We start from the raw sequence: 26,924 nt of genomic DNA on the forward strand, positions 1-26,924 counted from the left end.
GCATGGGAACGCGTGCGGCCATCTCCCGGATCTACCGGGGCGAGATCAGCGCGGACATCGTCGGCCGGCCGAAGATCTGGTACACGATCTCCGGGCTGCTGCTGGCGCTGTCGATCGCGGGCCTGCTGGTGCAGGGCCTCAACTTCGGCGTGGAGTTCAAGGGCGGCTCCGTCTTCACCTTCAAGGCGCCGAGCGCGTCGATCGAGCAGGTGCGCAGCGCCGTCGGCGACGGCGGCGCCCACCAGGTGATCGTGCAGAAGGCGGGCGGCGACTGGCGGGTCACGACCGAGAGCCTGTCCTCCGACCGGGTCACCGAGGTCAAGACGAGCGTCTCCAAGGAGCTGACCGTCCCGGCCGACAAGGTCAGCACCCAGGTCGTCGGCGCCTCGTGGGGCGGTGAGATCCAGAAGAAGGCGTGGCAGGCGCTGCTCGTCTTCATGATCTTGATCATCGTCTACCTGTCGGTGGCGTTCGAGTGGCGGATGGCCGTGGCCGCGGTGGTCGCGCTCGTCCACGACCTGGTGATCACGGCGGGCATCTACGCCTGGTCGGGCTTCGAGGTGACCCCGGCCACGCTGCTCGGCTTCCTGACGATCCTCGGCTACTCGCTGTACGACGCGGTCGTCGTCTTCGACATGATCAAGGAGGTCACCAAGCCGCTCGGCCCGACCTCCAGGACGACCTACAGCGAGGCCGCCAACCAGGCGCTCAGCAGCACCCTGGTCCGCTCGCTCAACACCTCCCTGGTGGCGATCCTGCCGGTCGGCGCGATCCTGTTCATCGGGACGACGCTGTTCGGCGCCGGCACGCTGAAGGACCTGTCGCTCGCCCTGTTCGTCGGCATGATCGTCGGCACGTACTCCTCGATCTGCGTGGCGACGCCGCTGCTCGTCCAGTTCAAGGAGCGCGAGCCGAAGTACAAGCAGATCCGGGAGAACATCGCCCGGCGCGAGCAGAGCACCAAGCGCGCGGCCAAGACCAAGGTCAAGGCCGGAGCCGGTGCCTCCGCCGCCTCGGCGGAGGACGCCCCGTCCGACGACGACGCGGGCGAGCGCGCCGACCAGGACGTTTCCGACGTCCGCAGCACGGTCACCGTGCGGAAGGTCGTGCAGAGCGGGTCGCGGCAGCAGCCGAAGCGCGGGTCGCGGCAGCAGCGCCGCGGCGGCAAGTAGGGCGGGGACGGAGTGGACCTCGGCAAGCTGATCCAGGAGCGGATCCGCGACATCCCCGACTATCCCAAGCAGGGGGTGATGTTCAAGGACATCACCCCTCTGCTGGCCGACCATGTGGCGTTCGCCGGGGTGGTCGACGCGGTGGTCAACCACCACGGCCGCGGCACCATCGACAAGATCGTCGGTATCGAGGCCCGCGGGTTCATCCTCGCCGCGCCCGTCGCCTACCACTTCGGGGCGGGCTTCGTCCCGGTGCGCAAGAAGGGGAAACTGCCCTCGGCGACGGACGCGGAGACCTATGATCTCGAGTACGGGAGCGAGACGATCGAGATCCATCTCGACGCCTTCGAACCCGGCGACCGGGTACTGATCGTCGACGACGTCCTGGCCACCGGAGGCACGGCCAGGGCCACCGCCGAACTCGTCCGGCGGGGCGGCGGCGAGGTCGTCGGACTGTCGGTCCTCCTTGAGCTGTCGTTCCTGCACGGACGCGACAAGCTGGGGAATCTGGACGTTCATTCCCTGGTTACGGTCTAGTACGAAATAGGGCCGGATACACTGACGCCATCAGGGTCCGGTGGGAACGGGCGCGGCCCGCGCGACGGCGGGTGCGGCGCCCGGGGTGGACTAGGGAGGCTGGGTGCCAGGTGAGGTGGTATCGACAGACGCGGTGAACACCGCCGCCGAGCAACGGCGCGCGCCACCACCGCCCGACGTCCGGCCGCCCGAGCCCGACGAGCCCGCCGCGCGGACGCCCGCGTCCGCCCCGCCCGTCCAGCCCTCGTCGAGATCCGATGCCCCCCCAGCTCCAGGCCCTGGCGCCACCCCGGACGGCGATGACGCGTCCGGGCCCGCCGTCCCGTCCAGGCCCACGCCGGCCACGATCCCGCCGTCCGCCGCCCGGGTGCGCCGTAGGCTCGCCAGGTTGGGCGCCCAGCGCGGCCCCGCTATGAACCCGGTACTCGAACCACTGATCAAGACGGTCCGCAACACGCATCCGAAGGCGGACCTCCGGCTCATCGAGCGCGCCTACGACGTGGCCGCGCACTACCACCGGCACCAGAAGCGCAAGAGCGGCGACCCGTACATCACCCATCCGCTCGCGGTCGCCACCATCCTCGCCGAGCTCGGCATGAACACCGAGACGCTCTGCGCGGCGCTGCTGCACGACACCGTCGAGGACACCCCCTACACCCTCGACCAGCTCAGCGCCGAGTTCGGCGACGAGATCGCCGCCCTGGTCGACGGGGTCACCAAGCTCGACAAGGTCAAGTACGGGGAGGCCGCGGAGGCCGAGACCGTCCGCAAGATGGTCGTGGCGATGTCCCGCGACATCCGCGTCCTGGTGATCAAGCTCGGCGACCGGCTGCACAACATGCGCACGCTGCGCTACATGCCGCGGCACAAGCAGGAGAAGAAGGCCCGCGAGACCCTGGAGGTGTTCGCGCCGCTCGCGCACCGCCTCGGGATGAACACGCTCAAGTGGGAGCTGGAGGACCTCGCGTTCGCCACGCTGTACCCCAAGCGGTTCGACGAGATCGCCCGCCTGGTGTCCGAGCGCGCCCCGCGCCGCGACGTCTACCTGCAGGAAGTGATCGAGAACGTCTCCACCGACCTGCGCGAGGCCCGGATCAAGGCCACCGTGACGGGCCGGCCGAAGCACTACTACTCGATCTACCAGAAGATGATCGCGCGGGACGTCAGCTTCGACGACATCTACGACCTGGTCGGCATCCGGGTCCTCGTCGACAGCGTCCGCGACTGCTACGCCGCCCTCGGCTCGATCCACGCGCGATGGAACCCGGTCCCCGGCCGGTTCAAGGACTACATCGCGATGCCGAAGTTCAACATGTACCAGTCGCTGCACACGACGGTGATCGGCCCGGAGGGCAAGCCCGTCGAGCTGCAGATCCGCACCTGGGGCATGCACCGCCGCGCCGAGTACGGCGTCGCCGCGCACTGGAAGTACAAGGAGGAGACGGTCGGCGGCCGCAAGGCCGGTGACATGCAGTGGCTGCGCCAGCTCCTCGACTGGCAGAAGGAGACCGCCGACCCGGCCGAGTTCCTGGAGTCGCTGCGCTTCGACCTGTCGGTCTCCGAGGTCTTCGTGTTCACGCCCAAGGGCGACGTGATCGCGCTGCCGCAGGGCGCCACCCCCGTCGACTTCGCGTACGCGATCCACACCGAGGTCGGGCACCGATGTATCGGCGCCCGTGTCAACGGCCGTCTCGTCCCCCTCGAATCGACCCTCGACAACGGCGACACCGTCGAGGTCTTCACCTCCAAGTCGCAGGACGCGGGCCCGAGCCGCGACTGGCTCGGCTTCGTCAAGAGCGCCCGCGCCCGCAACAAGATCAAGCACTGGTTCTCCAAGGAGCGCCGCGACACCGCGATCGAGTCCGGCAAGGACGCCATCGCCCGCGCGATGCGCAAGCAGAACATGCCGCTGCAGCGGATGATGTCCGGCGAGGCCCTCCTCGCCCTCGCCCGCGACATGCGCTACCCGGACGTGTCGTCCCTGTACGCGGCCGTGGGCGAGAGCCAGGTCTCCGCGCAGCACGTCGTGCAGCGCCTGGTCGACGCCCTCGGCGGCGTGGAGAGCGCCGAAGAGGACCTCGCCGAGATCGCGCTGCCGACGCGCCGCAAGCGCAGCCGCCCCGCCGGCGATCCGGGCGTCGTCGTCGCCGACGACCCGGACGTGTGGGTCAGGCTGTCGCGCTGCTGCACCCCGGTGCCCGGCGACGACATCGTCGGCTTCGTGACCCGCGGCCACGGCGTCTCCGTCCACCGCTCCGACTGCGCGAACGTCGAGAGCCTGCGGGCGCAGCCCGACCGCCTGATCGACGTCAAGTGGTCCCCGGGCGAGGACTCGGTGTTCCTCGTCGCGATCCAGGTGGAGGCGCTCGACCGGCCCCGCCTGCTGTCGGACGTGACCCGCGTCCTGTCCGACCAGCACGTCAACATCCTGTCGGCGTCGGTCACCACGACCCGCGACCGCGTCGCCGTCAGCCGTTTCACCTTCGAGATGGGCGACCCGAAGCATCTCGGCCACGTGTTGAAGGCCGTCCGCTCCATCGACGGCGTCTACGACGTCTACCGGGTGACCAGCGGCGCCACCAAGTAAGAGGCCCGTACACGCGAAGGGGCGGCCGCGCCTGCGGCCGCCCCTTCGCGTACGGGTCAGTTCTCGGCGGGCTCGTCCTCGGGGACGAAGTCGACCCCGGCCTCCGCGCGCTGCTCCGGGGTGATGGGGGTCGGCGCGGCGGTCAGGGGGTCGTGGCCGGAGGCGGCCTTCGGGAAGGCGATCACGTCGCGGATCGACTCCTGGCGGGCGAGGAGCATGACCACCCGGTCCCAGCCGAACGCGATGCCGCCGTGCGGGGGCGGGCCGAACTTGAACGCCTCCAGCAGGAAGCCGAACTTCGACTCCGCCTCCTGCTTGGACAGGCCCAGCACGTCGAAGACGCGCTGCTGCATCTCGGCGCGGTGGATACGGATGGAGCCGCCGCCGATCTCGTTCCCGTTCAGGACGAGGTCGTAGGCGTCGGCGAGGGCGGTGCCCGGGTCGTCGTGGAAGGTGTCGGCGTACTCGGGCTTGGGCGCGGTGAACGGGTGGTGCACCGACGTCCAGCCGATCTGCTCGCCCTTGTCGTCCTCGACGGGCTCGAAGATCGGCGCGTCCACGACCCAGACGAACTTCCAGGCGGACTCGTCGATCAGGCCGCGGCGGCGGCCGATCTCCAGGCGGGCCGCGCCGAGGAGCTCCTGCGTGGAGTGCCGCTTGCCGGCGCCGAAGAAGACCGCGTCGCCGGGGGAGGCGCCGGTCTTGGCGGCGAGACCCGCCTTCTCGGTGTCGGAGAGGTTCTTGGCGACCGGGCCGCCGAGGGTGCCGTCTTCCTGGACGAGCACGTAGGCGAGGCCGCGGGCGCCGCGTGCCTTCGCCCAGTCCTGCCAGCCGTCCAGTTCCTTGCGGGTCTGGGACGCGCCGCCGGGCATGACGACCGCGCCGACGTAGGGGGCCTGGAACACGCGGAAGGACGTGTCGGCGAAGTACTCGGTCATGTCGGTCAGCTCGTTGCCGAACCGCAGGTCGGGCTTGTCGGAGCCGTAGCGGGCCAGCGCGTCGGCGTAGGTGATGTGGGGGATCGGGCGGGGGATCTCGTACCCGGCGATCTCCTTCCACAGGCGCGCCACGAGGTCCTCGCCGACCGTCAGGACGTCGTCCTGGTCGACGAAGGACATCTCGATGTCGATCTGGGTGAACTCGGGCTGCCGGTCGGCGCGGAAGTCCTCGTCGCGGTAGCAGCGGGCGATCTGGTAGTAGCGTTCGAGGCCGCCGACCATGAGGAGCTGCTTGAACAGCTGCGGCGACTGGGGGAGCGCGTACCAGTGGCCCGGCTGGAGCCGGACGGGGACGAGGAAGTCGCGGGCGCCCTCGGGGGTGGACCGGGTGAGGGTGGGCGTCTCCACGTTCACGAACCCGTGCTCGCGCATCACCTCGTGCGTCAGGAACGAGGCCTCCGAGCGGACCTTCATCGCCCGCGCGACGCTCTCGCGGCGCAGGTCGAGGTAGCGGTACTTGAGGCGGATCTCCTCGTTGACGTTGACGTCGCCCTCGATGGGGAACGGCAGCGGCGCCGCGTCGGAGAGCACCTCGATGCGGGCGGCGGCGACCTCGACGCCGCCGGTGGGGAGCTCGGGGTTCTCGTTGCCCTCCGGCCGGACGCGGACCTCGCCGACGACCTTGACGCAGTACTCGGCGCGCAGGTCGTGCGCGGTGTCCTCCTCGCGGAAGACGACCTGCGCGGTGCCGGACGCGTCGCGCAGGTCGATGAACGTGACGCCGCCGTGGTCGCGGCGGCGGCCGACCCAGCCGGCCAGCGTTACCTGCTGCCCGGCGTGCTCCTTGCGGAGCGTGCCCGCCTCATGGGTGCGGATCATTTCGAGAGCCTTTCCTTCAACGTCGTGGTGAGGTCGGTGAGCGGGACGGCGGTCTGCTCGCCCTCGGCCAGGTCCTTGACCTGGGCGACGCCGTCCGCGATATCTCGCTCCCCGAGGATCACGGCGTACCGGGCGCCCGAGCGGTCCGCGTCCTTCATGGCGCCCTTCAGCCTCTTGCCGCCGAACGCCATGTCGGCCGCGATCCCGGCGCGGCGCAGCTCGTCGACGAGCGCGAACATGCGCCGCTCGGCGGTGTCGCCGAGCGCCACGCCGAACGCCTCGCAGCGCGGCTCGGCGGCGAAGGCGGGGCCCTGCCCGTCCGACGACTCGGCCTCCAGCGCGAGGACCGTCCGGTCCAGGCCGAGCCCGAACCCGATTCCCGGCAGCGGGGGGCCGCCGATGTCCTCCGACAGCCCGTCGTAGCGGCCGCCGCCGCCGATGCCGGACTGGGCGCCGAGCAGCGGGTGGTCGAACTCGTAGGTCGTGCGGGTGTAGTAGTCCAGGCCCCGGACGAGGGTGGGGGTGTCCTCCCACGCGATGCCGAGGTCGGCGAGCAGTTCCCGGACGCGGTCGTGGTGCGCCTTGCACGCCGGGCACAGGTGGTCGGCCATCAGCGGGGCGCCCGCGAGCTGCTCGCGGACCTTCGGGCGCTTGTCGTCCAGCACCCGCAGCGGGTTGATCTCGACGCGGGCGCGGGTGTCGTCGTCCAGGTCCAGGCCGCGCAGGAAGTCCTGCAGCAGGGCCCGGTAGGCGGGGCGGCACTCCTTGCAGCCGAGCGAGTTCAGCAGCAGCCGCACCCGGGTCAGGCCGAGGGACCGGTACCAGTTCCACGCGATCGCGATCGTCTCGGCGTCGACCTGCGGGTCCTCGCTGCCGATCGCCTCCAGGTCGAGCTGGTAGAACTGCCGGTAGCGGCCCTGCTGCGGGCGCTCGGCCCGGAACGCGGGCCCGGTGGTCCACACCTTCACCGGCAGCGAGCCCTTGTGCAGGTTGTTCTCCAGGACGGAGCGCAGCACCGACGCGGTGAACTCGGGGCGCAGCGTCAGGGACCTGCCGCCCCTGTCCTCGAAGGTGTACATCTCCTTGGACACCACGTCGGTGGACTCGCCGACGCCGCGCCGGAACAGGTTGGTGTCCTCGAACACCGCCAGTTCCAGGTAGCCGTAACCGGCCAGCCTCGCCTGCTCGGCGAAGGCCTCCCGGATGGCGTAGAAGAGGTCCGCGCGCGGCGGGACGTATTCGCTGACCCCCTTCGGGGCCCGGAAACTCGAACTCATGGTCTTTTAGATCAGAATCCCTTGTCAGGTCCGTCCGCGGGTACCAACTCCGAAAGGAACGGATTGGTCACACGCTCGCGGCCGATTGTGGTCTGGTCGCCGTGGCCGGGCAGGACGGCCGTCTCGTCGGGCATCGTGAGGCACACCCGGGACAGGCTGGCGAGGATCTGCTCGTACGATCCGCCCGGCAGGTCGGTGCGCCCGATGGAGCCGGCGAACAGCAGGTCGCCGGTGAACATCACGTCCGGGATCTGCTGGGCCTTCGGCGTCCGGAACGTCACCGACCCGGGCGTATGGCCCGGGGCGTGGTCGACGGTGAAGCTCAGCCCGGCCAGCTCCAGCACCGCCCCGTCGGGCAGTTCGCGCACGTCGTCGGGCTCGGACAGCTCCAGGCCCCCGAACAGCTGCTGCCCGACGCCCAGGGATAGGCCCTTGGCCGGATCGGTCAGCAGGTCGCGGTCGTCGGGATGGACGTAGGCCGGGACGTCCTTGGCGCCGCAGACCGGGGCCACCGACCAGACGTGGTCGAGATGGCCGTGCGTCAGCAGCACCGCGACCGGCTTCAGCCGGTGCTCGCGCAGGAGTTCCTCGATCCCGGCCTCGGCGTCCTGCCCGGGATCGATGATCACGCACTCCTCACCGGCGGCGGGCGCCACGACATAGCAGTTCGCGGCGAACGATCCAGCGGGGAACCCGGCGACGAGCACGGTCGTCCTTCCTTAGAACCATCTCGGGTGGGCGTGTTCGAGGGTACCGGCGCGGCCACGGCCACCGCGAACGAGTTGGCGCGGCCGACGTGTCGCGGGGCGCGGCCCGCCGGGGCCGCGGCCGGGCGGGACGGCGCTCCCTGAACGCGGAGACGCTTTTACTCCCGGGTACCGCTACTATGCGCTGCACGTTCACCTGATCACACCGGAGAGGCGAGGCACGTGGCGGCGAAGGACCGCAAGAAGCAGCTCGCGCGGCAGCGCTACGAGCGCCAGCAGCAGCGGCAGGCGCAGGAGGCGGCGCGGGCGCGCCGACTCAAGATCATCTCCGCCGCGGCGGTGGTGGCGGTCATCGTCGTCGGCGGCGCCGCGTTCATGGTGCTCACCAAGGACGACGAGTCCACCGCGGCCGGGCCGCGGTGCACCTACAAGGCGGCCCAGCAGGACGGTGCGCCCAAGGGTGTCGGCACCCCTCCGGGCAAGCCCGCCTACACGGACGTCGTCCAGACGACGATGAAGACCAACCAGGGCGACGTGGAGGTGCAGCTGTACGGCGGCAAGGCCCCGTGCACGGTCAACTCCTTCACGTACCTGGCGCAGAAGAACTTCTTCGACAAGACCTCGTGCCACCGGCTGACGAGCGGCGGGCTCAACGTCCTGCAGTGCGGCGACCCGACCGCGAAGGGCACCGGCGGCCCGGGCTACCAGTTCGCCAACGAGAACACCAACGGCGCCATGTACACCGAGGGCACGCTCGCCATGGCGCACAGCAGCCTCCCGGACTCCAACGGCAGCCAGTTCTTCATGGTCTACAAGGACTCGCAGCTCCCGCCGGACTACACGGTGTTCGGGAAGATCACCAAGGGGCTGGACGTGCTGAAGAAGATCGCCGACGCGGGTTCGGACCCCAAGGGCGACGGCAAGCCCAAGAAGAAGGTAGAGATCCAGGACGTCACGATCGCCGGGAAATAGGCGAACGGGATACTAAGGTGTGGAGGGTCCGGTCGCCGTGAGCGCGTCCGGACCCGCGATTCAGGAGGCAAGGGTGTCCAGCGCGACCGATCCCTGGGGCCGGGTGGACGAGGACGGCACCGTCTATGTCAGGACGGCCGACGGCGAGCGGGTCGTCGGCTCCTGGCAGGCCGGCGCGCCCGAAGAGGCCCTGTCCTACTTCAAGCGCAAGTACGACGCGCTCGCCACCGAGATCGGCCTGCTCGAACAGCGGGTCCGCACCACCGACTTGCAGCCGGCCCAGGCCCAGCAGGGCATCGACCGGCTGCGCGAGGCCGTCTCCGAGGCGCACGCCGTCGGCGACCTCGACGCCCTCCTGCGCCGCCTGGAGGGCCTGTCGCAGCAGGTCGGGAGGCGCCGCGAGGAGGTCAAGGCCCAGCGCGAGCAGCACCGGCACGAGGCCCGCGAGGTCAAGGAGCGGATCGTCGCCGAGGCCGAGCGCATCGCGGTCGAGGAGACGCACTGGAAGAACGGCGGCGAGCGCCTGCGCCTGCTGGTCGAGGAGTGGAAGGCCGCCGACCGCATCGACCGCCCCACCGAGACCGCGCTGTGGAAGCGGCTGTCGGCCGCCCGCAACGCCTTCACCAAGCGCCGCAAGGCCTACTTCGCCACCCTCGACGACCAGCGCGAGGAGGCCCGGCGGGAGAAGGAGCGCCTCGTCGCCGAGGCCGAGGCGATGTCGGGCTCCACCGACTGGGGCGACACGGCCGCCGCCTACCGCGACCTGATGCGCCGCTGGAAGCTTGCCGGGCGCGCCTCCCGGGACGCCGAGGAGGACCTGTGGGCCCGCTTCAAGGGCGCCCAGGACACCTTCTTCCAGGCCCGCGGCGCGGCGTTCGCCGAGCGCGACGCCGAGTTCCGCGGCAACGCCGAGGAGAAGGAGAAGATCCTCGCCGAGGCCGAGCGGCTGCTGCCGGTGCGGGACGTCCGGCAGGCCCGCCAGTCCCTGCGCGCGGTCCAGGAGCGCTGGGAGGCCGCCGGGATGGTGCCGCGCGACCAGCGCGACCGGCTGGAGGGGCGGCTCCGCAAGATCGAGGAGGCCGTCCGCTCCGCCGAGGAGAACGAGTGGCGCCGCACCAACCCCGAGGCCCGCGCCCGCGCCGAGGCCACGGTGGGCCAGCTGCGCAGCTCCATCGAGCAGCTGGAGAAGCGGCTCGGCAAGGCCCGCGAGGCCGGCCGCCAGAAGGACGTCAAGGAGGCCGAGGAGGCCCTCAGCGCCCGCCGCGCCTGGCTCGAAGAGGCCGAGCGCACCCTCGCCGAGTTCTCCTGAGCCCCTCGCCGCCTTCCTAGGCCGTGCGGCCCAGGAAGGCGAGCATGCGCGTCTGCTCGTCCGCCCCGCGCGGGGCGGGCAGGGGCGGTGCCAGGTGTCCTTCGCTCCGCAGCGAGGCGGCGACCACCTGGGCCGTGGCGAACGCGTGGTGGACGAGGTCCGGGTCGAGGCGCGACGGCTGGCCCGTCGCCCGGGCCAGGTCCCAGGCGTGCACCAGCGGCTCCAGGATGTAGCCCTCCAGGAAGTCGCCCAGCGGCAGCTCGCCCAGCCCGTCGAACGGGATGGGGCGGCCGAGCGCGTCGGGGGTGAGGGCCGCCGCGCACTCCTTGCGGGCCGCCCGCCAGCTCATCAGGACGTCGCCCGCGACGAACCGCGCGGGGTCGGTGTTGACGTCGGGCTCGGGCTCTCCCGAGGCCAGCGCCCGGACCAGGAACTGGCCGCCGGTCACGTGGCCGGCGACGTCCCGGGCGGTCCACCCCGCGCAGGGCGAGGGCACGTCCCACCCGTCGCGGGCGACGCCGGCCACCAGGCCCTCGAAGAGGTCGAGGGCCCGGTGGTAGCCGCTGAGGTTGTGAGCCATGGTGGTCAGTGACGCGCGATCCGGCGGCCCTGTCAAGCGCTATCGCGAAGGTCGCGGGTCCCGGCTCACGCGGCGGGGGAGCCGCGCTGCCGGAGCATCGCGTTCATCTGCGTGATCTCCGCCTGCTGCCCTTCCGCCATCGTGCGGGCCAGCCGCCGCACCCGGTCGTGCCCGGTGCGCTCCAGCACCGCCCGCGCCATGCCCGCGCCGCCGCGGTGGTGCGCGACCATCAGCTTCAGGAACAGCACTTCGGCGGCGCGGCCGGACGCCTTCTCCAGGTCGGCGAGCTGTCCGCGGGTCGCCATGCCCGGCATGGCGGCCGCGCCGCCCCGGTGGCCGCCGTGCCCGGACATCCAGCGCATGCGGCCGGACGGGTCGGCCTTGGGCACGCCCCACTCGTCCAGCCAGGCCGTCATCATGCCGATCTGGGCGGACTGGGGGTTGATGATGTCGTAGGCCAGCAGCCGGGTCTCGGGATCGTCCGTGCGGTCCCTGACGATGAACGACATCCGCACCGCCTGCGCGTGGTGCACGCTCATGTCGCGGGCGAACCCGGCTTCGGGGCCGTCCGTGCCGGGCCGCTCCGAACGGAAGACGGCGAGCGCGACCAGGACGGCGCCCGTGAGCAGCACCAGGGCCGCGAGAACGACGGTGACACGCCGCCCCCGCGGCGCCGCGGGGGCCTCGCTCACGGGGCGTCCTTGCCGCCGGAGCAGGCCGCGCCCGGCTCGGGGGTCTGCGGGCCCTTCACGAAGGCCCGCAGGAACTGGTCCACCCGGGTGTCGGTGGCCTGCTGGAGCTTCACCTGCCTGCCCCACGCGGTGAGCGTGACCGGCGAGTCCTGGTCCGGGTAGGGGCTGAGCAGCGTGTAGTCGGTCGCGGAGACCTTCCCCTTGAGCGCGTCGAGCTGGTCCGCGGGGAGGCCGGGCCGGTAGGTGATCCAGACGGCGCCGTGCTCCAGCGAGTGGACGGCGTGCTCGTTCAGCAGCGGCGTCTCGTAGACGCGGCCGTCGCAGTTCTGCCAGACGGGGTTGTGGTCGCCGCCCATGGGCGGAGCGGTGTCGTACTTGACGCTGCCGCCGACGTGGCCCCGGCCGAGCCCGCCCTTGGTCACCAGGCCGCGGATGGAGGAGGAGCCGTCGGCGGACGACGACCTGGTCTGCATGAACGTGAAACCGATGGCGACGACCGCCACCAGGCCGATCACCGCGAAGAACACGATGCCTCCCCACGGGACCTCGCGCTGCGTCAGTGCGTTCTTCGTGGCGGTCTTGCCGCGCGCGTTCTGGTGACGCGCGTTCTTGTTACGGGCGCTCTTGGACATGCGGGCGTCCTCTCAGGGGTGCTGTAGGTCAGAACGGACAGGGCCGCGCCGCATCGGCGAAGGCACGATGCGGGCGGGCGAACGGCCGAAGGGCCGGTCCGTCTACAGCCGGAGGACCTGGAGGGAGGGCTGCGACGCGGGGACGAGCCGGGCGCAGGGCAGCGGGGCGAATGCCCAGCCGATGCGCGCGGGCAGGCGGGAGACAGGCCGGCGCAGCACGGCGGCCAGGCCCAGCAGGACCAGGGTGAACAGGACGGCCAGGCACAGGCACACGTCCATGGGGGCGCGCGCGGGCAGCCTCAGCGGGGAGACGGCCGACACGCCCTCTGCGGGGCCGTGAGGGCCGTGGAGCGTCCCGGCCCCGGCGCCCGGCTGCTCGTGGCCGGTGGACGCCGAGAGGGCGCCGACGGGAACGCTCACGGCGTGCTGGGTGCACACGCGCGGCGGGGGAGCGTGGCCCAGCCCGTAGCTGAACACCAGCCCGCCCACGGCGAAGAGCGCCACGAGCAGCCCTGCCAGCCCGTGGCGTCGACGGGGGGCCGTACCGGACACCGTCACGCTCCTGATCGCGTCTTCCGGGCTGTTCCAACGCCGCAGCCGCCCTCCGGGTTCCCGCCCGCCGCATGTCGGGGAACCACGCGGCCGCCCGCCGTGGACCTGCGGGACAGTCCGGGACTGTCCGCGCCGCGAGATAGTGTCGGAGCGTGACCAGCAGGGCGGAATCGGGCGAGCCGGAGGGCCTTTTCGACGCTCCGGAGCGGGACGGGGCGGTCTCGGCGGACGTGCGGGCCTCGCCGCCGATGGCGCCGGCCCGGGGCGGCGCGGAGCAGCCCCTCGCCGTCCGGATGCGGCCCCGCGCCCTTGACGAGGTCGTCGGGCAGGGCCACCTGCTCGGCCCGGGCACGCCGATCCGGCAGCTCGTCGACCGTGACGTGCCCATGTCGCTCGTGCTGTGGGGCCCGCCCGGCACGGGCAAGACCACCCTCGCCACCGTCGTCAGCCACGTCACCTCCCGCCGCTTCGTGGAGGTCTCCGCGGTCAGCGACGGCGTCAAGCGCGTCCGCGCCGAGATCGACCTGGCGCGCCGCGAGCTCGGCATGACGGGTCGGCAGACGGTCCTGTTCGTCGACGAGGTGCACCGCTTCAACAAGGCCCAGCAGGACGCCCTCCTGCCCGCCGTGGAGAACCGCTGGGTGTCCTTCATCGGCGCCACCACCGAGAACCCGTTCTTCTCCGTCATCAGCCCGCTGCTGTCGCGCTCCCTGCTGCTCACCCTGGAGCCGCTCGGCGAGGACGACCTGCGCGAGGTGATCCGCCGCGCCCTCGCCGAGGAGCGCGGGCTGAACGGGGCGGTCACCCTCGACCCGGCCGCGGAGGACCACCTCGTCCGGCTGGCCGGGGGCGACGCCCGCCGCACCCTCACCTACCTGGAGGCCGCCGCGCTCGTCGTCGACGACGGCGGCGCGATCGACGCGGACGTGCTGGAGAAGGCCGTCGACCGGGCCGCCGTCCGCTACGACCGCGAGGGCGACCAGCACTACGACGTCATCAGCGCGTTCATCAAGAGCATCCGCGGCAGCGACGTCGACGCGGCGCTGCACTACCTCGCCCGCATGATCGAGGCCGGCGAGGACGCCCGGTTCATCGCCCGGCGGCTGATCGTGCACGCCAGCGAGGACGTCGGCATGGCCGACCCGACCGCCCTGCAGACCGCGGTCGCCGCCGCGCAGGCGGTGGAGTTCGTCGGCCTGCCCGAGGCCCGCATCAACCTGGCCCAGGCGGTGATCCACCTCTCCCTCGCGCCGAAGTCCAACGCGGTGATCACGGCGGTGGACGGCGCGCTCGGCGACGTCCGCAAGGGGCTCGCCGGGCCCGTCCCGGGGCACCTGCGCGACGCCCACTACAAGGGCGCCGCGAAGATCGGGCACGGGCAGGGCTACAAGTACGCGCACGACCACCCCGGCGGCGTGGTCCGCCAGCAGTACGCGCCCGACGCGGTCGACGGACGGGAGTACTATCGCCCGACCAGGCACGGCGCGGAAGCCCGGTTCACCGAGGTGCTCGCGCGGATCCGCTCCGTCCTGCGCGGCGCCGCGGACCGGCGATGATCGTTCTTCGCCGCCCGGTGCTCCCGCCAAGCGGCGCGGTGGACCGGTAAGGTCTGTCAGGCCATGCCCGGCCCCGTGCCGGCCTCACGCGAACGGAAAGCCCTGATGCTTACTGGTGGACAGCTAGCAGGCCTCATCGTGGCCGTGTTCTGGGCGGTGCTCGTCTCGTTCATCGCGCTCACCCTGCTGAAGCTCTCCAAGCTCCTCGGCGAGGCCAGCGATCTCGTCCACGACATCGGCGAGCAGGCCGGCCCGCTGATGGACGACATGACCCGGACGGTGAAGCGCGCCAACGAGCAGCTCGGCCGGACCGACGTCATCACCAAGCAGGTCGCCGGCGTCACCCAGAACGTCTCGGCCGTCACCACCGTGATGACCTCGGTGGTCGGCGGGCCGCTGGTGAAGGCCGCCGCCTTCTCCTACGGCGTCCGCAAGGCCCTCGGCAACCGCGACGGGGAGGAGCGCGCCGCGTCCGGACGTCCGGAGCTGCCGGCCCGCTCCCCGGGCAGGGGGCGCAGATGAGGCGGCTGTTCTGGCTCTCGGTCGGCGCCGGCGCAGGCGTCTACGCCACGCACCGCGTCAAGCGGCGCGTGGAGCGCTTCGCGCGCGCCCTGTCGCCCGAGAGCGTCGCGGCGCGGGCGGTGTCGACCGGGCAGGGCGCCGGCGAGCGGTTGAGGCTTTTCGCCTCCGACGTCCGTACCGAGATGCGGGCCCGTGAGGAGGAGCTGCGCGAGGCCGTCCGCATGGACCAGGCCCCGCCGGACGGGGGGCCGCCGGCCCGCCGCGTGCTCAAGGCGAGATACACGATCATCGAGAACGACAAGGATGGCCACTGATATGGAGTCGGCAGAGGTCGCACGCCGCTTCCTCGGGTTCTTCGAGGAGCGCGGGCACACGGTGGTGCCCTCGGCCAGCCTGGTCGCCGAGGACCCGACCCTGCTTCTGGTCAACGCCGGCATGGTCCCCTTCAAGCCGTACTTCCTCGGCCAGCGCACCCCGCCGTCCCAGCGGATGACGAGCGCGCAGAAATGCGTGCGCACGCCCGACATCGAGGAGGTCGGCAAGACCACGCGGCACGCCACCTTCTTCCAGATGCTGGGCAACTTCTCCATCGGCGACTACTTCAAGGAGCAGGCGATCCCGTTCGCCTGGGAGCTGCTGACCCGGTCGCGGGACGAGGGCGGCTTCGGGTTCCCCGAGGACCGGTTGTGGGTCACCGTCTTCAAGGACGACGACGAGGCCCAGAACATCTGGCACGACAAGGTCGGCGTCCCCCTCGACCGCATCCAGCGGCGCGGAATGGAGGACAACTTCTGGTCGATGGGCGTGCCCGGCCCGTGCGGCCCCTGCTCGGAGATCTACTACGACCGCGGCCCCGAGTACGGCCGCGAGGGCGGTCCCGTCGCCGACGAGGACCGCTACCTGGAGGTCTGGAACCTCGTCTTCATGCAGTTCGAGCGGGGCCCCGGGGAGAGCAAGACCGACTTCCCGATCCTCGGCGACCTGCCGGCCAAGAACATCGACACCGGCATGGGCCTGGAGCGCATGGCGGCGATCCTGCAGGGCGTCGACAACATCTACGAGACCGACACCCTCTGGCGGGTCCTCGACCGCGCCGCCGGGCTGACCGGCACCGCCTACGGCCGCGACCACCGCGCGGACGTGTCGCTGCGCGTCGTCGCCGACCACGTCCGCAGCGGCACGATGATGGTCGCCGACGGCATCCGCCCCGGCAACGAGGGCCGCGGCTACGTGCTGCGCCGCATCCTGCGCCGCTCCATCCGCAACCTGCGCCTGCTCGGCGGGCAGGACGCCGGGCTCATGCACGAGCTGTCGGCCGTCGCGATCCAGGCGATGGGCGAGCAGTACCCGGAGCTGGTGCGCACCGCCGCGAACATCCACACCGTCATCGACGCGGAGGAGGACTCCTTCCTCCAGACGCTGCGCACCGGCACCACGATCTTCGACACCGCCGTCGCGGACACCAAGCGCTCCGGCGGCGCGACCCTGGCGGGCGACCAGGCGTTCAAGCTGCACGACACCTACGGCTTCCCGATCGACCTCACCCTGGAGATGGCGTCCGAGCAGGGCCTCCAGGTCGACGAGGAGGGCTTCCGCCGGCTCATGAAGGAGCAGCGGGACCGCGCGAAGAAGGACGCCCGCGACAAGAAGACCGGCAACCTCGACGTGTCCGTCCTGGACGAGCTGCTCACCGGCGCCGGCGGCAGGGTCGACTTCACCGGCTACGGCAGCCTCGCCGGCGACGCCCGCCTCGTGGGGCTGCTGGTGAACGGCGCCAACGCGCCCGCCGCCGGGGAGGGCGCCGAGGTCGAGGTCGTCCTCGACCGCACCCCGTTCTACGCCGAGGGCGGCGGCCAGCTCGCCGACCACGGCCTGATCAGGTTCGGCAACGGCGCCGTGGTCGAGGTGACCGACGTGCAGGCGCCCCTCGCCGGGCTCGTCGTGCACCGCGGGCGCGTCCGCAGCGGCGAGGCGCAGGCCGGCGACACCGCCTACGCCGAGGTCGACGTGGAGCGGCGCCGGGCGATCTCCCGCTCGCACACCGCGACGCACATGGTGCACGCCGGGTTCCGCCGCGCGCTCGGCGAGTCCGCCGCGCAGGCCGGGTCGGAGAACTCGCCCGGCCGGTTCCGGTTCGACTTCACCGCGTCCGGCGCCGTGCCCGCCAGCGTGCTGCGCGACGTCGAGGACGAGGTCAACGAGGTCCTGGTCGGCGACCTGGACGTGCGCGCCTTCCACACCTCGATCGACGAGGCCCGCGCGATGGGCGCGCTCGCGCTGTTCGGCGAGAAGTACGGCGACGAGGTCCGGGTCGTCGAGGTCGGCGACTACTCCCGCGAGCTGTGCGGCGGCACCCACGTCGCCCGCAGCGGGCAGCTCGGCCTGGTCAAGGTGCTGGGCGAGTCGTCCATCGGCGCCGGCGTCCGGCGCGTCGAGGCGCTCGTCGGCATCGACGCCTTCCGCTTCCTGGCCCGCGAGAGCGTCCTCGTGGCGCAGCTCGCCGAGCAGATGAAGACCCGCAAGGAGGAGCTGCCCGAGCGCGTGTCCGGCGTCGTCGCCCGGCTGCGGGACGCCGAGAGGGAGCTGGAGAAGCTGCGCTCCCAGCAGGTCCTCGCGATCGCCGGGTCCCTCGCCGAGGGCGCCAAGGACGTGGGCGGCACCGCGTTCGTGGGGCACCGCGCCCCCGACGGCACCGGCGCCGACGACCTGCGCAAGCTCGCCGTCGACATCCGCGGCCGCCTCACCTCGCGCCCCGCGGTCGTGATGGTCGCCGGCATGCCGAAGGACCGCCCCGTCGTGGTCATCGCCGTCACCCAGGGCGCGCGCGACCGCGGCCTCAAGGCGGGCGCGCTCGTCGGCCTGGCCGCCAAGGCGCTCGGCGGAGGCGGCGGCGGCAAGGACGACCTGGCCCAGGGGGGCGGCGCCAACCCCGCCGCGATCGGCGATGCCCTCGCCGCCGTCGAGCAGGCGGTAGGGGCCGCGTGAGTCCGGCACGACGGGGCAGGAGAAGCGAGCCTCGCCTCCGAGCGGAGGCGAGCCCATGAGGACGGGCGTCAGGCTCGGGGTCGATGTGGGGAGCGTGCGGGTCGGGGTCGCGCGATGCGATCCCGGCGGGATCCTGGCGTCCCCCCTGGAGACGGTGAAGAGCGGCAAAGGCGACGTCGACCGGCTCGTGGACCTCGTCGCCGAGCACGAGGCGATCGAGGTCGTCGTCGGCCTCCCCACCTCGCTGTCGGGCCGGGAGGGGCCGGCGGCGCAGTCGGCCCGCAGGTTCGCGGCGAGGCTCGCCGACCGCCTTCCCCCGGAGACGGTGCGGCTGCACGACGAGCGCCTCACCACCGTCACCGCCGAGAGCGGCCTGCGGGCCGGCGGCGTGCACGGCCAGGCGCGGCGCAAGGTGGTCGACCAGGCCGCCGCGGCGGTGCTGCTCCAGGCGGCCCTCGACGCCGAACGGTCGACCGGACGCCCCCCGGGTGAGATCGTCCAGGGGAGCTCATGAACGACTTGGACCTCTTCTCCGACCCGTACGGCGACGGGCCTCCGTCCGAGGAGACCTACGGCCGGCGTGACCAGCGGCGCCGGCGCAAGCGCCAGAAGCGCCGCCGGCGCAGCGGGCGCGCCGCCGCGCTGTTCGCGATGGCGTTCCTCGTGGCGGTGTTCGGCACCGGAGGCGTCCTCGGGTACGCGTGGCTCGACAACAAGTGGCACCCGCCGGACTACGAGGGCGCGGGCTCCGGCAAGGTCACCGTCCAGATCAAGGACGGCGCGACCGGGTCGGTGATCGGCACGACGCTGAAGCAGCACCGGGTCGTCAAGAGCTCCGAGGCCTTCGTGAAGACCTACAACAAGGAGACCCGCGCCTCCAGCATCCAGCCGGGGTTCTACCAGATGCGGTTGGAGATGTCCTCGGCCGCGGCGGTGGCGCTGCTGCTCGACCCGAAGTCGCGGGCCGGCAACCAGGTCGTGATCCCCGAGGGGCGGCGTGCCGTCGAGGTCTTCGAGCTGCTGGCGAAGAAGACCGGCATCTCCGTCAAGGAGTTCCAGGCGGTGGCGAAGCGCCCGAAGAACCTCGGGCTGCCCTCCTACGCGCGGGGCAAGGTCGAGGGGTACCTGTACCCGGGGCGCTACGACCTCGACCCGAACGGCTCGGCGGAGCAGATCCTCAAGGAGATGGTGGGGCGGTACACCAAGGAGGCCGCCAGCGTCGACCTGGTCGCCGAGGCGCGCAAGGCGCACATGAACCCGGCGACGGTCATCACGCTCGCCAGCCTGGTCCAGGCCGAGGGCGGCAAGCCCAGCGACCTGCCGAAGATCTCCCGGGTCATCTACAACCGGGTGGACAAGGGCATGAAGCTGCAGTTCGACACCACGGTCCTGTACGCGCTGAACGAGCGGCGGCTCACCGTCACCGAGAAGGACCTGCAGACCCCCTCGCCCTACAACACCTACCTGCACGCGGGCCTGCCGCCCGGCCCGATCTCCAACCCCGGGCCGGACGCGATCGAGGCGGCCCTGTCCCCGGAGGACGGGACGTGGCTGTACTTCATCGCCACCGACCCGACGAACAAGGTCACCAAGTTCGCCACGACGGAGCAGGAGCGGCTGGCGATCGAGAAGGAGTTCCGGGCCTGGCAGAAGGCGCACCCGGGCCAATGAGCGGGAGGACGGGCCGCCGCGCGGCGGTGCTGGGTTCGCCCATCGCGCATTCGCTGTCGCCGGTGCTGCACCGGGCGGCGTACGCGGCGATGGGGCTGGACGACTGGTCCTACGACGCGGTCGAGTGCGGCGAGGACGGCCTGGCCGCACTGCTGGACGGGCTCGGGCCCGAATGGGCGGGGCTGTCGCTGACCATGCCGCTCAAACGCGTCGCGCTCGGCCTCGTCGACACGGTGTCGGACCTCGCGGCGAAGGTCGGCGGCGCGAACACGATCGTCCTGCGGGACGGGCGGCGGCACGGTGACAACACCGACGTGTACGGCATCGAGACGGCGCTCGGCGAGGCGGGGCTGAAGGCCCCGTCCGAGGCGCTGGTGCTGGGCGGCGGAGCGACGGCCGCGTCCGCGCTGGCCGCCCTCGCCGGGCTCGGCACGCGCGAGGCCGTCCTCGCGGTGCGGACGCCGGAGCGCGCCGCCGGCGCGGCCGAGGTGGGGGAGCGGTTCGGGCTCGCGGTCCGGGTCGTGCCGCTCGGCGAGGCCCCCGCGCACCTGCCCGCGGAACTCGTCGTGTCGACCCTCCCCGGCGGGGCCGCCGACGTGTTCGCGGCGCCGGTCGCCGAGTCCGGCGCGGCCCTGTTCGACGTCGTGTACGCGCCGTGGCCCACGGCGCTCGCGGCGGCCGTCGAGCGCGCGGGCGGCACGGTCGTCAGCGGTTTCGCGATGCTCCTGCACCAGGCCGTCCGGCAGGTGGCCCTGATGACCGGCCGCGACGACGTGCCGGTGGAGGCGATGCGCGCCGCGGGCGAGGCGGAGCTCGCCCGCCGCGCCTGACCCTCGGTCAGGGCGGGGCGCGCTGGGCGCGGCGCCGCTTCACCGACTCGTCGATGCTGGTGAGGACGATGGGCAGGATCACGCTGAGCCAGAAGTCCTTCCAGCCCCACGTTCCCGCGGCGACGCCGAGCGCGCTGCCGGCGCACACGAGGCTCAGCAGGAACACCGCCCAGTGCCGCTGGGCCAGGGCGACCGGGTCGACGAGGCGGCGGTGCGGGAGCATCTCGGCCAGCGGACGCTCCCGGGCGTGGGCGCGCTGCACGACCAGCGCGTCCGGCAGCCAGTGCAGGACGTCGGCGTTCCCGGCGAGCGGGATCCGGGAGAGGGCGACCAGCGTCTCCAGCCGCCACCACAGCGTCCACAGCGACGTGCGCGCGCTGCCCGGGTAGCCGTTCCAGCGCGGGTCGGCGACCTCCCCGCGCACCAGCGTCCGGAACGCTCGGGCGACGGTCGCCCCCTGCGGTCCGCGCGGGTCCCGCAGCAGCGCGGTGAGCGCGATCGGCAGCCCGTAGTGCCACAGGGCGAGCCGCCACACCGGTTCCGGGCCGGCGCCGCGCTCCGACACGGTGTGCGGCGAGACGCCGTAGGTCTCGATCCACGTGTGGTCGTCGTCGGGGTCGAGGTGCTCCAGCAGCCAGTCGTAGGCGTCCAGCAGCCGCTCGGTCCGCAGGCCGGGGCGCGCCTCGGCCAGCGTCACCAGCGCGAACGCGGTGTGCGTGACGGTGGGCCGGGACGCCTGCGTCGGGCCCCAGGCGGGACGGTGCGCGGTCCGGTCCGCCGTCAGCCACTCCACGCCGCGGTCGACGGCGGGATCGTAGGGGTTGAGCTGGCTGAGCGCGCGGAGCGCCAGGCACGTCAGCCACACCCGGGACGGGCAGCCGTGCAGCGAGCCCCATCCGCCGTCGGGGTTCTGGTTGTACAGCAGCCACCGGTAGGCGCGCTCCAGGTCGGGGGCGTCGTCGCGCAGGTCGCAGCGGGCGCGGGCGAGGAACCGCGCGATCCAGCCGGTCGCCTCGATCACCGGCATGCCGAGGCTGGTCTTGGTGGCCCAGCCGCCGTCGCGCAGCGGGTCGTCGGACCGGGTCTGCCGGGCGGCGAGGAGTTCCAGGCCGTCGTCGAAGTGCTCGAAGGCGCGCCCCGCCTCGGCGAACGCCATCAGCCCGACGGCGGTGGCGGTGGTGCCGGGTTCGGGGCGCGCGAGCTCGTGGTACCAGCCTCCGCCGGTGCCGAGGGCGGGGGCGTAGGTGTCGCGCAGGACGTCCAGCGACTCGTTCAGGCGGGCGTCGAGGACGGCCAGGTCGATGACCGGGACGTGGGCGCCGCGCCGCCGTGCGGCGGAGCGGACGGCGCGGGGCGCGGGGGGCGCCGGGGACGGGAGCGGGGGTGTCTGGTTCACGTTCTTGCCTTCTGCTCTTGTTGTTCCCGGCGGGCCGGGATTTGTACCTCGCGGTCCCGCGTCTGTATCCGCCGCCGCAGCGAGCGCGGGCGTGCGGCACCGGGCACGCTGGAGGCGGACCGCTCCCGCGTTCCGTGATGTTGGAGGTGGCTTGGCCGAGCCGACCGTCCGGGACGAGCCCGACCACGACTGCGTCCTGTGCCCCCCGCTGCGGTTCCGCGTCAACGGCATGGCCGGGCTTCCCGGCGAGTCGGGCGTCATCGCCGGCGACCGCGACTTCTTCCTGATCCCGGACGTCGCGCCGCTCGCCGAGGGGCACCTGCTGCTGGTGACGCGCGAGCACCACCAGTGCGCCGGAGACTTCCCCGGGCCGATGTGGGAGCGCGCGATGCGGTGGCGCGACCGTGTGGCCCGCCTCTACCGGGAGGCGTACGGACTCGGCGGACTGCTGCTGTTCGAGCACGGGCCGGCGAGCCCCCAGGGCGGCGGCGCGTGCGTCGACCACGCGCACTGGCACTTCCTGCCGGGCACGGCGGGGGTGCGGACGGTCGTGGAGCGGGAGGGGCGCCCGGGCGTTCCCGCCGACCACGCGACCCTCCAGGCCCGGTACCGCGCCGGCCGCTCCTACCTGCTGATCGAGGAGGACGGTGCCGCGACCGTCCACCCGGGCGACGGTGTGCGGAGCCAGTTCCTGCGCTGGGCGGTGGCGGCCGGCGGCGCGGGCCCGGCCTGGCGCTGGCAGGAGACCTTCGGGCTGCCCGCCAGCCGGGGGCGCTTCCTGCGCACGCTGCGGGCGATGCGGGCGGCGGCGGACGCCCTGCCTGGCGCGGTTCAGCCCCCTGACAGCCACCAGTAGAGCTCGCACGAGGTCAGCCGGTCCCCGTACCCCGCCCTCGGCGTACCGGGGGCATAGCCGGTGGAGTACGCCTGCGGCGGCCGTCCGCGCTGGTGGACGAGCACCCGTTCCAGGGACGTCGGGCCGAACCGAAGCAGCCACAGGGGGCCGCCGGGTACGGCGCGGTCGAGGACAGGCGGCAGATCCCGCGGTTCCCGGCCGCCGGCCGGAGGCGCATGGCCGAGCAGGCGTGCGAGGGTGTGCGCCTCGGAGACGACCAGGTCGGCCCGCTCCAGGACCGGCAGGACGCAGGACGCCGGAAGCCGCGCGTCGATGTCGTGGGGGACGACGTCGAACACCACCCGCGTGCCCGCCGCGCGCGCCGTGCGGACCGCCTCGTGGAGAGCCTCCCGGGAGGCGGGGGCCAGCAGGGAGTATCCGTCCACGGCCAGCACGTCGGCGTCCTCGATCCCGGCCGCCGCCGCCCGCACGTCCGCCGCGGCGAGTCGTCTGGCGGGCGGCTCGTCCTGGGCGACCAGCAGCCGGACGCCGGGCCCGCCTTCTTCGCCGCCGGCGGCGTCGCGCAGCATCACCGACACGCCGTTCGGGACGCCGGGCTCGACGACCAGGCGGTGGGCCGCGCCGATCCGGCACAGCTCGCGGCGGATCGCCTCCGTGTAGTCGTCGTCGCCGACCTTGGCCAGCACCTCGACCCGGCGGAAGTAGCCCACCGCGCAGCGGGCGAGGTTCACCGCCGTCCCCGCGGTCAGTGCGCGGGCGGGTGCGTAGCAGAGCCGGTCGGCGCCGATTTCCGCGAAGCGGACGCCCGGCAGGCTCGCGCGCACCTCGATCCCCGCGTCCCCGATGACGAAGAGCGAGTGGCGGCGCTCGGCGGCGCCGTCGAGGCCCGGCCATTCGAGGGGCGATCGGAACGGCGCCATGACCCGGGCTCAGCCGGCCGGAAGCAGGAAGGCCCGCATCACCGGGCGCAGGCTCGGGATGAGGTCGTACCCGCCGGCCTCGCGCAGCGGCACCCAGGCGCACCGGTCCAGATGGTCGCTGACGTCCTGGTTCTCCAGGGTGGCGTCAAGGGTCACCGGCCGGCAGCGGCGCGCCGCCGCCACCACCCGGATCTGCCCGCCGGGATTGCCGCGGTCGGGCATGAACCACTGCCACAGGTGGAACGGCGGACCCGGATCGATCTTCAGGCCGACCTCCTCCCAGACCTCGCGGCGGATGTGGTCGTCGAGATCGAGGTCGGCGTCCTCCTCCAGCCGCCCGCCGGGCACCTCCCAGCGGCCGGGGTGGAACGGGTCGGAGGCGGCCTTGCGGACCAGCAGCAGCCGCCCGCCGGACACGATGAACGCCTTCTGCGCGAACTGGAGCCGGACCGGAGGCACGGCGGTGAGGGGGCCGGCGGCGCCGGCGTCGACCGAGGGCATCGCGGGAAACCTCCCTGGTGCCGGCCCCGCCGGGCCGTCTCGGCTCCACCGTAACAACCCGAGGTCCGCGCGCCGAGACGCCCGCCGGGCCAGAACACCCTCACTCGGCGGCGGCTCGCGCGCCGGCCCGGGAATGGCGCCGTGCCGCGGCCTGTTGTAGTGGTTGGCGTACTCTCAGCCGGGTGCTCGCGCGGCGAAGGCCGGGCGAGTGATCCGGTATGGCGCACCCGGCCTCACCGGGTGGTATTCTTGGTGGTCGACCGGCCCTGTGCGCGCGACTGAACGGTGGCGCGTGCCGGGCGCTCAAGCGGAGGCCACCTCCCACCTGACCGGCTGCGAAGCCGGTGGGTCTCGGTCCGGCGAACGGGCGTCAGCCCGTACCGCCGTAGTTTCCGGGCGGCATCGCCGTTCCCGGAAGACCGAAGGTGGCCCCGTGCGTGAGTCGTACGGGGCTTTTCTCGTGGAAGCCTCGGGGTACGACCGGTCCAACGAACTTGAGAACGGCCCCAAGGAGGTCCCATCAGCGCCGAACCGCGTATCAACGACCGCATTCGCGTGCCCGAGGTCCGGCTCGTCGGCCCGAACGGCGAACAGGTGGGCATCGTGCCCATCGCCAAGGCCCTCGAACTCGCGCGTGAGTCGGACCTCGACCTCGTCGAGGTGGCGCCCACCGCGCGTCCGCCCGTCGCGAAGCTCATGGACTACGGCAAGTTCAAGTACGAGTCCGCGATGAAGGCGCGTGAAGCGCGGAAGAACCAGGCGCACACGGTCATCAAGGAGATCAAGCTCCGCCCGAAGATCGACCCGCACGACTACGAGACCAAGAAGGGTCACGTGGTGCGGTTCCTGAAGGCCGGGGACAAGGTGAAGGTCACGATCATGTTCCGTGGTCGTGAGCAGTCCCGTCCCGAGCTCGGTTTCCGGCTGCTGCAGCGGCTCGCCGACGACGTCGAGGAGCTCGGCTTCGTCGAGTCGCGGCCCAAGCAGGACGGCCGGAACATGATCATGGTGCTCGGTCCGCACAAGAAGAAGACGGCCCGCGGGCAGGAGTCCGAGACCACCGTCTGACGGCCGTTCGGGGACCGGCCTCGCGGTGGCCCCCATCGCGAACTCGCGGCTGAGCGAGGTCGCGGCCTACGTACATCGAAGCCTGACCAGGCGCGTCCACGGGTCGCCGTGCGATGCGCCGATCAGGCGCGCCTCCATGCCGGTCGGCACGGAGGCCGGGAAAGAGGGAGACGACGGCGACCATGCCGAAGACCAAGACCCACAGCGGTGCCAAGAAGCGCTTCAAGCTGACCGGCACCGGCAAGGTGATGCGCCGCCGCGCCAACCGCAACCACCTGCTCGAGCACAAGCCGTCCAAGCGGACCCGGCGTCTCGACGGCCCCGCCGTGGTGGCCCCCGCCGACGCCAAGAACATCAAGAAGCTGCTGCGCAAGTAGCGCTCGACCCGGAACATCGCCGACCGGCCGAGGCCAGCATGGCCCCGGCCCCCACGAAGGAGTCAGACACGTGGCACGCGTGAAGCGGGCGGTCAACGCCGCCAAGAAGCGTCGGGTCGTCCTGGAGCGGTCGAGCGGCTACCGCGGGCAGCGCTCGCGCCTGTACCGCAAGGCCAAGGAGCAGCAGCTCCACTCGATGACCTACGCCTTCCGGGACCGCAAGGACCGCAAGGGCCAGTTCCGCCGGCTGTGGATCCAGCGGATCAACGCCGCTGCCCGCGCCAACGGCATCACCTACAACCGGTTCATCCAGGGCCTGAAGGCCGCCGAGGTCGAGGTCGACCGGCGCATGCTCGCCGAGCTCGCCGTCAACGACGCCCCGGCGTTCGCCGCCCTGGTCAAGGTCGCCAAGGACGCGCTCCCGGCCGAGGGTTCGGAGGCGGCCTGAGCCGGGCGACCGGCACACGGGCGATCACAGCGACATGGCGGGCCGCGAGCTGACCTCTCTCCGATCACCACGGGTGAAGGCCGCTCGGCGGCTCGCCAAACGCGCGTTCCGGCGCCGTGAGAACCGGTTCCTCGCCGAGGGGCCGCAGGCGGTGCGGGAGGCGCTGCGGATCCCCGGCGGGCTCGCCGAGCTGTTCACCACGGCCGAGGCGGAGGCGCGCCACCCCGAACTGGTGCTCGCCGCCGAGCGCGCCGGCGCGCCGGTGCTGCGCGTCAGCGGCGAGATCATGGCGGAGCTCGCCCAGACCGTCACCCCGCAGGGGCTGCTGGCGGTCTGCGAGTTCGTCGACGTCCCGCTGGACAGGGCGCTGGAGAACGCCCCCCGGCTGGTGACCGTGCTCGCGCACGTCCGCGACCCCGGCAACGCGGGGACCGTCCTGCGCACCGCCGACGCCGCGGGCTCGGAGACGGTCGTGTTCACCGACGCGTCCGTCGACCCCTACAACGGCAAGTGCGTCCGCGCCTCCGCGGGCAGCCTGTTCCACCTGCCGGTCGTCGTCGGCCCCCGGTTCGACGCGCTGATCCCGGAGTTGAAGGGCGCGGGCCTGACCGTCCTGGCCGCCGACGGCGCAGGCGACCGCACCCTCGACGAGGCGATCGACGAGGGGGTGCTCGCGCGCCCCACCGCCTGGGTGTTCGGGAACGAGGCGTGGGGGCTGCCCGAGGAGATCCTGCGGCATGTGGACGAGGTCGTCCGCGTGCCCATCTACGGGCGGGCCGAGAGCCTGAACCTGGCGACGGCCGCGGCCGTATGCCTCTATGCGTCGGCCCGGGCGCAGCGCGGCTCCCAGGGAGAGCGCCCGAGCCGTACGTGAAGTACGGCGCGGTCCCGGTGTTTCCACTGCATTCCGTGATCGAATGGCCGCATGCGGTCGCGAATGGCGCCGCCTCGTGACGGGTG

The 26,924-nt window shown here is 72.5% G+C and carries 27 protein-coding genes; 17 read left to right on the forward strand and 10 right to left on the reverse strand.

All coding sequences use genetic code 11. From position 1 onward, the window contains the following. Window positions 1-2 precede the first annotated feature (2 nt). The 3 genes from secF (at window position 3) to AB0C84_RS23105 (ending at window position 4,296) form a co-directional block, all read left to right on the forward strand. Window positions 3-1,172 carry a protein translocase subunit SecF gene (gene secF / locus AB0C84_RS23095; protein ID WP_258943326.1) on the forward strand — a complete coding sequence of 390 codons (1,170 nt, stop codon included), beginning with the start codon at window positions 3-5 and terminating at the stop codon, window positions 1,170-1,172. A 12-nt stretch (window positions 1,173-1,184) separates the two neighbouring features. Beyond that, window positions 1,185-1,709 (forward strand): adenine phosphoribosyltransferase, encoded by a 525-nt coding sequence (locus AB0C84_RS23100; RefSeq protein ID WP_089316298.1) that lies wholly within the window; start codon window positions 1,185-1,187, stop codon window positions 1,707-1,709. 412 nt (window positions 1,710-2,121) lie between these two features. Beyond that, complete coding sequence (locus AB0C84_RS23105) at window positions 2,122-4,296, forward strand: bifunctional (p)ppGpp synthetase/guanosine-3',5'-bis(diphosphate) 3'-pyrophosphohydrolase (RefSeq protein WP_361069822.1); 2,175 nt, start codon at window positions 2,122-2,124, stop codon at window positions 4,294-4,296. A 56-nt stretch (window positions 4,297-4,352) separates the two neighbouring features. Here the strand turns inward: AB0C84_RS23105 and aspS are convergent, their stop codons facing one another. Genes aspS through AB0C84_RS23120 form a run of 3 tightly spaced genes read right to left on the reverse strand, consistent with a single transcriptional unit; the run spans window position 4,353 to window position 8,097 of the window. Next, the gene (gene aspS, locus AB0C84_RS23110; RefSeq protein WP_361069765.1) at window positions 4,353-6,113 is read right to left on the reverse strand and encodes an aspartate--tRNA ligase; all 1,761 of its coding nucleotides are present in this window, start codon (window positions 6,111-6,113) and stop codon (window positions 4,353-4,355) included. Next, window positions 6,110-7,390 carry a histidine--tRNA ligase gene (gene hisS / locus AB0C84_RS23115; RefSeq protein WP_258943328.1) on the reverse strand — a complete coding sequence of 427 codons (1,281 nt, stop codon included), beginning with the start codon at window positions 7,388-7,390 and terminating at the stop codon, window positions 6,110-6,112. Before hisS ends, aspS begins: the two co-directional genes overlap by 4 nt. An 11-nt stretch (window positions 7,391-7,401) precedes the next feature. Beyond that, the gene (locus AB0C84_RS23120) at window positions 7,402-8,097 is read right to left on the reverse strand and encodes an MBL fold metallo-hydrolase (RefSeq protein ID WP_361069769.1); all 696 of its coding nucleotides are present in this window, start codon (window positions 8,095-8,097) and stop codon (window positions 7,402-7,404) included. A 222-nt stretch (window positions 8,098-8,319) separates the two neighbouring features. Here AB0C84_RS23120 and AB0C84_RS23125 point away from each other — a divergent pair, with 222 nt between their 5' ends. Continuing rightward, the gene (locus tag AB0C84_RS23125; protein WP_179848488.1) at window positions 8,320-9,069 is read left to right on the forward strand and encodes a peptidylprolyl isomerase; all 750 of its coding nucleotides are present in this window, start codon (window positions 8,320-8,322) and stop codon (window positions 9,067-9,069) included. Window positions 9,070-9,142: 73 nt separating this feature from the next. Beyond that, window positions 9,143-10,378, forward strand: coding sequence for a DUF349 domain-containing protein (locus AB0C84_RS23130; protein WP_258943329.1), 1,236 nt, complete (start codon window positions 9,143-9,145; stop codon window positions 10,376-10,378). A 16-nt stretch (window positions 10,379-10,394) separates the two neighbouring features. Here AB0C84_RS23130 and AB0C84_RS23135 read toward each other — a convergent pair whose 3' ends face one another. The 4 genes from AB0C84_RS23135 to AB0C84_RS23150 form a co-directional block, all read right to left on the reverse strand. Beyond that, window positions 10,395-10,958, reverse strand: a complete 564-nt coding sequence (locus AB0C84_RS23135) for a TIGR03086 family metal-binding protein (RefSeq protein WP_361069774.1) — start codon at window positions 10,956-10,958, stop codon at window positions 10,395-10,397. A gap of 65 nt (window positions 10,959-11,023) precedes the next feature. Then, on the reverse strand, window positions 11,024-11,650 hold the full coding sequence (locus tag AB0C84_RS23140; RefSeq protein ID WP_361069777.1) for a DUF305 domain-containing protein: 627 nt from the start codon (window positions 11,648-11,650) through the stop codon (window positions 11,024-11,026). Further along, window positions 11,647-12,282 (reverse strand): DUF3105 domain-containing protein, encoded by a 636-nt coding sequence (locus AB0C84_RS23145; RefSeq protein ID WP_361069780.1) that lies wholly within the window; start codon window positions 12,280-12,282, stop codon window positions 11,647-11,649. Before AB0C84_RS23145 ends, AB0C84_RS23140 begins: the two co-directional genes overlap by 4 nt. Window positions 12,283-12,384: 102 nt before the next feature. Continuing rightward, window positions 12,385-12,834, reverse strand: coding sequence for a hypothetical protein (locus AB0C84_RS23150; protein ID WP_361069783.1), 450 nt, complete (start codon window positions 12,832-12,834; stop codon window positions 12,385-12,387). Window positions 12,835-13,082: 248 nt separating this feature from the next. On the opposite strand from AB0C84_RS23150, the gene AB0C84_RS23155 reads away from it, so the two are divergent. The 7 genes from AB0C84_RS23155 (at window position 13,083) to AB0C84_RS23185 (ending at window position 20,398) form a co-directional block, all read left to right on the forward strand. Then, on the forward strand, window positions 13,083-14,390 hold the full coding sequence (locus AB0C84_RS23155) for a replication-associated recombination protein A (RefSeq protein ID WP_361069825.1): 1,308 nt from the start codon (window positions 13,083-13,085) through the stop codon (window positions 14,388-14,390). Window positions 14,391-14,495: 105 nt separating this feature from the next. Further along, complete coding sequence (locus AB0C84_RS23160; RefSeq protein ID WP_179848494.1) at window positions 14,496-14,912, forward strand: DUF948 domain-containing protein; 417 nt, start codon at window positions 14,496-14,498, stop codon at window positions 14,910-14,912. Beyond that, entirely contained in the window at window positions 14,909-15,226 is a 318-nt protein-coding gene (locus AB0C84_RS23165) for a hypothetical protein (RefSeq protein ID WP_258943333.1), read from the forward strand. The genes AB0C84_RS23160 and AB0C84_RS23165 overlap by 4 nt, the downstream gene beginning before the upstream one ends. Window position 15,227: 1 nt before the next feature. After that, window positions 15,228-17,897, forward strand: a complete 2,670-nt coding sequence (gene alaS / locus AB0C84_RS23170) for an alanine--tRNA ligase (protein ID WP_361069788.1) — start codon at window positions 15,228-15,230, stop codon at window positions 17,895-17,897. 55 nt (window positions 17,898-17,952) lie between these two features. Continuing rightward, complete coding sequence (gene ruvX, locus AB0C84_RS23175) at window positions 17,953-18,411, forward strand: Holliday junction resolvase RuvX (protein ID WP_258943335.1); 459 nt, start codon at window positions 17,953-17,955, stop codon at window positions 18,409-18,411. Next, the gene (gene mltG / locus AB0C84_RS23180; RefSeq protein WP_179848498.1) at window positions 18,408-19,568 is read left to right on the forward strand and encodes an endolytic transglycosylase MltG; all 1,161 of its coding nucleotides are present in this window, start codon (window positions 18,408-18,410) and stop codon (window positions 19,566-19,568) included. Before ruvX ends, mltG begins: the two co-directional genes overlap by 4 nt. Beyond that, on the forward strand, window positions 19,565-20,398 hold the full coding sequence (locus AB0C84_RS23185; protein ID WP_361069792.1) for a shikimate dehydrogenase: 834 nt from the start codon (window positions 19,565-19,567) through the stop codon (window positions 20,396-20,398). Before mltG ends, AB0C84_RS23185 begins: the two co-directional genes overlap by 4 nt. A gap of 7 nt (window positions 20,399-20,405) precedes the next feature. Here the strand turns inward: AB0C84_RS23185 and AB0C84_RS23190 are convergent, their stop codons facing one another. Then, complete coding sequence (locus AB0C84_RS23190) at window positions 20,406-21,794, reverse strand: prenyltransferase/squalene oxidase repeat-containing protein (protein WP_361069795.1); 1,389 nt, start codon at window positions 21,792-21,794, stop codon at window positions 20,406-20,408. Between the two features lie 151 nt (window positions 21,795-21,945). Here AB0C84_RS23190 and AB0C84_RS23195 point away from each other — a divergent pair, with 151 nt between their 5' ends. Next, window positions 21,946-22,650, forward strand: coding sequence for an HIT domain-containing protein (locus AB0C84_RS23195; RefSeq protein ID WP_361069798.1), 705 nt, complete (start codon window positions 21,946-21,948; stop codon window positions 22,648-22,650). Here the strand turns inward: AB0C84_RS23195 and AB0C84_RS23200 are convergent. Together AB0C84_RS23200 and AB0C84_RS23205 are read right to left on the reverse strand one after the other, a co-directional pair. Then, a complete protein-coding gene (locus tag AB0C84_RS23200) occupies window positions 22,626-23,570 on the reverse strand; it encodes a PfkB family carbohydrate kinase (protein ID WP_361069801.1) in 945 nt (314 codons plus the stop codon). The genes AB0C84_RS23195 and AB0C84_RS23200 overlap by 25 nt on opposite strands. Window positions 23,571-23,579: 9 nt before the next feature. Continuing rightward, window positions 23,580-24,071, reverse strand: a complete 492-nt coding sequence (locus AB0C84_RS23205; protein ID WP_179848503.1) for an NUDIX hydrolase — start codon at window positions 24,069-24,071, stop codon at window positions 23,580-23,582. Window positions 24,072-24,608: 537 nt separating this feature from the next. On the opposite strand from AB0C84_RS23205, the gene infC reads away from it, so the two are divergent. From infC to AB0C84_RS23225, 4 genes are all read left to right on the forward strand, one after another. Then, window positions 24,609-25,139 (forward strand): translation initiation factor IF-3, encoded by a 531-nt coding sequence (gene infC, locus AB0C84_RS23210; protein WP_258943360.1) that lies wholly within the window; start codon window positions 24,609-24,611, stop codon window positions 25,137-25,139. Between the two features lie 182 nt (window positions 25,140-25,321). After that, entirely contained in the window at window positions 25,322-25,516 is a 195-nt protein-coding gene (gene rpmI / locus AB0C84_RS23215; RefSeq protein WP_179848504.1) for a 50S ribosomal protein L35, read from the forward strand. Window positions 25,517-25,586: 70 nt separating this feature from the next. Then, on the forward strand, window positions 25,587-25,964 hold the full coding sequence (rplT, locus tag AB0C84_RS23220) for a 50S ribosomal protein L20 (RefSeq protein WP_021597478.1): 378 nt from the start codon (window positions 25,587-25,589) through the stop codon (window positions 25,962-25,964). Between the two features lie 34 nt (window positions 25,965-25,998). Continuing rightward, window positions 25,999-26,838, forward strand: a complete 840-nt coding sequence (locus tag AB0C84_RS23225; protein WP_179848505.1) for an RNA methyltransferase — start codon at window positions 25,999-26,001, stop codon at window positions 26,836-26,838. The last annotated feature ends 86 nt before the right edge of the window (window positions 26,839-26,924 follow it).

The organism is Actinomadura sp. NPDC048955 (assembly GCF_040649435.1).
Classification (GTDB): Bacteria; Actinomycetota; Actinomycetes; order Streptosporangiales; family Streptosporangiaceae; genus Spirillospora; species Spirillospora luteofluorescens.